This window comes from Phycisphaerae bacterium (assembly GCA_012729815.1).
Taxonomy (GTDB): domain Bacteria; phylum Planctomycetota; class Phycisphaerae; order JAAYCJ01; family JAAYCJ01; genus JAAYCJ01.
Genome location: JAAYCJ010000366.1, coordinates 1 through 3,001 on the forward strand (window position 1 = coordinate 1; position 3,001 = coordinate 3,001).

Annotated in this window: 2 protein-coding genes; both read left to right on the forward strand. The window is 65.4% G+C overall.

Annotated elements, in window-relative coordinates; all coding sequences use genetic code 11:
- Positions 1–260 precede the first annotated feature (260 nt).
- A complete protein-coding gene (locus GXY33_22950) occupies positions 261–2,162 on the forward strand; it encodes a S9 family peptidase (protein ID NLX08011.1) in 1,902 nt (633 codons plus the stop codon).
- Between the two features lie 75 nt (positions 2,163–2,237).
- The coding region (locus GXY33_22955; GenBank protein ID NLX08012.1) for a substrate-binding domain-containing protein at positions 2,238–3,001 on the forward strand (764 nt) is incomplete at its 3' end.

The window sequence follows — 3,001 nt, forward strand, 5'->3', positions numbered from 1 at the left end:
AACGAGTCTCCACACGTTGAAACAACGTCCAGCATCACGCGTGGAACTCTATATAATACCCTTATCAGCCTGGCGCAAGTCATATCAGTGCAAAAGGTTATACAAACTTATTGGAAACGGCACTAGAAGAGTTCATTTTCCCCAAGGGAGGAATCATGGTAAGAAAGAGCGTACTGGGCCTTTGGATGGCGGGGCTGGCGGCGGGTGCCGTCGCCGGATGCTCAGCCGGAATCTGCAAACCGATTGGGAGCACCACCACGATGAGCGCGGAGAAACCATCAACGTACCAGGCGGTGCCGCTGATTCCGCGGCAGGTCCTCTTCGGTAATCCCGAGCGGGTCAGCCCGCGCCTGTCGCCCGACGGGCGGTACCTGGCGTACCTGGCTCCGGACGATCGCGACGTGCTTCAGGTCTGGCTGCGCACGAGAGGCCAGGAGGACGACCGCGTGCTGACCCACGATCAGAAGCGCGGCATCCGCATGTTCTTCTGGACGTACGACGGCCGGCAGCTCATCTACATGCAGGACGCCGACGGCGATGAGAACTGGCGGCTCTACGCGGTCAACGTCGAGACCAACGAGGTCCGCGACCTGACCCCGTTCGACAACGTCCAGGCCCGCGTGGTCGAGTTGGACCCGGCGTTTCCGGACCAGATGCTGGTGGGCTTGAACCGCCGCGATCCGCGGGTCCACGACGTGTACCGGATGAACCTCGAAAGCGGCGAACTGGAGCTGGAGGCTGAGAATCCGGGCAACATCGTGAGCTGGCAGGCCGACGCGCAGTTCCACATCCGCGCCGCCACCGCCGCCCGTCCCGACGGCGGATGGGACCTGATGTTTCGCCCGTCGGTCGACGCCCCGTGGCAGACCATCCGGCAGTGGAGCCCGCAGGAGCAAGGCGGGCCGGTGATGTTCTCGCCGGACGGCCAGACGCTGTACGTGATGGGCAACGACAACGCCAACGCGATCCGCCTGGTCGCCCTCGATCCGGCCACCGGCCGCCAGAGCGTGGTCGTCGAGGACCCGCGGTACGACCTGACCGCCCTGTTCGTCCATCCGCTGGAGCGCACGATCCAAGCCGCCGGGTTCACCCGGGCCAAGCTCGAGTGGCAGGTGCTCGATCCGGAGGTCCGCGATGACTTCGACGCCATCCGCAAAATCCGCGACGGCCAGTTCCAGATCGTCAGCCGCTCGCTTGACGACCAGTTCTGGATCGTCGCCTTCGAGGAGGACGACGGGCCGGTCTACTACTACCTCTACCATCGGCCCGACCGCTCGCACGAGCTGATGTTCACCAACCGGCCGGACCTGGAGAACTGGCAACTGGCGGGGATGAAGCCGATCCAGTACCAGGCCCGCGACGGTCTGACCATCCACGGCTATCTGACGGTGCCGCCGAAGGCGGAGCCGAAGAACCTGCCGGCAGTGCTTGACGTGCACGGCGGACCGTGGGCCCGCGACACCTGGGGCTATAACCCGATGGCCCAGTGGCTGGCGAATCGCGGCTACGCCGTGCTGCAGGTCAACTTCCGCGGCTCGAGCGGCTACGGCAAGGAGTTTCTCAACGCGGGCAACCGTGAGTGGGGGGCGAAGATGCAGGACGATCTGACCGACGCCGCGAGGTGGCTCGTCGATCAGGGCATCGCCGATTCGAACCGCATCGGCATCATGGGCGGCTCGTACGGCGGCTACGCCACGCTGGCGGCTTTGACCTTCACACCGGACGTCTTTGCCTGCGGCGTCGATATCGTCGGGCCCAGCAACCTGATCACGTTGATCCAGACCATTCCGCCGTACTGGGAGCCGCTGAAGGCGACGTTCAAGGTCCGCGTGGGCGACCTGGAGACCGAGGAGGAATTTCTCAAGTCGCGTTCGCCGCTGTTCTTCGTCGATCGCATCCGCTCGCCGCTGCTGATCGCCCAGGGCGCCAACGACCCGCGGGTCAAGCAGCCTGAGAGCGAGCAGATCGTCGAGGCCATGCGCCAAGCCGGCAAACCGGTCACCTACGCCCTCTACACCGATGAGGGCCACGGCCTGGCCCGGCCGGAGAACCGCCTCCACTTCTACGCCGTCGCCGAGCAGTTCCTCGCCCAGTACCTCGGCGGGCGCTACGAGGAGGGCGGCGAAATCGAAGGCCACTCCGGCAAGGTCGAGCGGTACTAACGGACGGTTGATTTCGCCGATCAGTGCGGCTATCTTCGGATCGTGCAACCGAACCGATCCTCAAGGGAGACAACCATGTCCGCAAAGGGACTCTTGGCCGTCGTCATCGCTACGGTTACGTTAACCCTCGCCGGCTGTTCGCGCGACGAGCCCGTCGCCAAGGGTGACGGCGGCGGGACGACCACCATCGCGGTCATCCCCAAGGGCACCGCCCACGTCTTCTGGCAATCCGTCCACGCGGGGGCCCGCACCGCCGCCCGCGAACTGGGGGTCTCGGTGGCCTGGCAGGGCCCGCAGACCGAGACCATGAAGGACCAGCAGGTCTCGATCGTCCAGGACTTCATCGCCCGCAAGGTGGATGGGATCGTCCTGGCCCCGCAGGACGAGAACGCCCTGGTTCCCGTGGCGGAGGAGGTCGGCCGGGCCGGCATTCCGCTGGTCATCTTCGACTCCGCGATCGCCAGCGAGCAGTACGTCAGTTTCGTCGCCACCGACAACTACCGCGGCGGGGTCGAGGCCGCCCGGCGGATGGCCAAGCTGCTGAACAACAAGGGCACGGTGATCGTGATCAAGGTCGATCCCGGCAGCGCTTCGACCAACGCCCGTGAGAAGGGGTTCGAGGAGACTCTGGCCAAGGAGTTTCCCGAGATCACGATCGTCGGCTCGCAGTACGGCTACAGCGACCGGATGAAGTCTCGCGCCGCGGCGGAGGATCTGTTGGCCAAGCACCCGGACGTCAGCGGCGTGTTCGGGCCCAACGAGTCATCCACCTTCGGCGCGCTGCTGGCCCTCCAGGCCCGGAACCTGGCGGGCAAGAAGGCCTTCGTCGGCTTCGACTC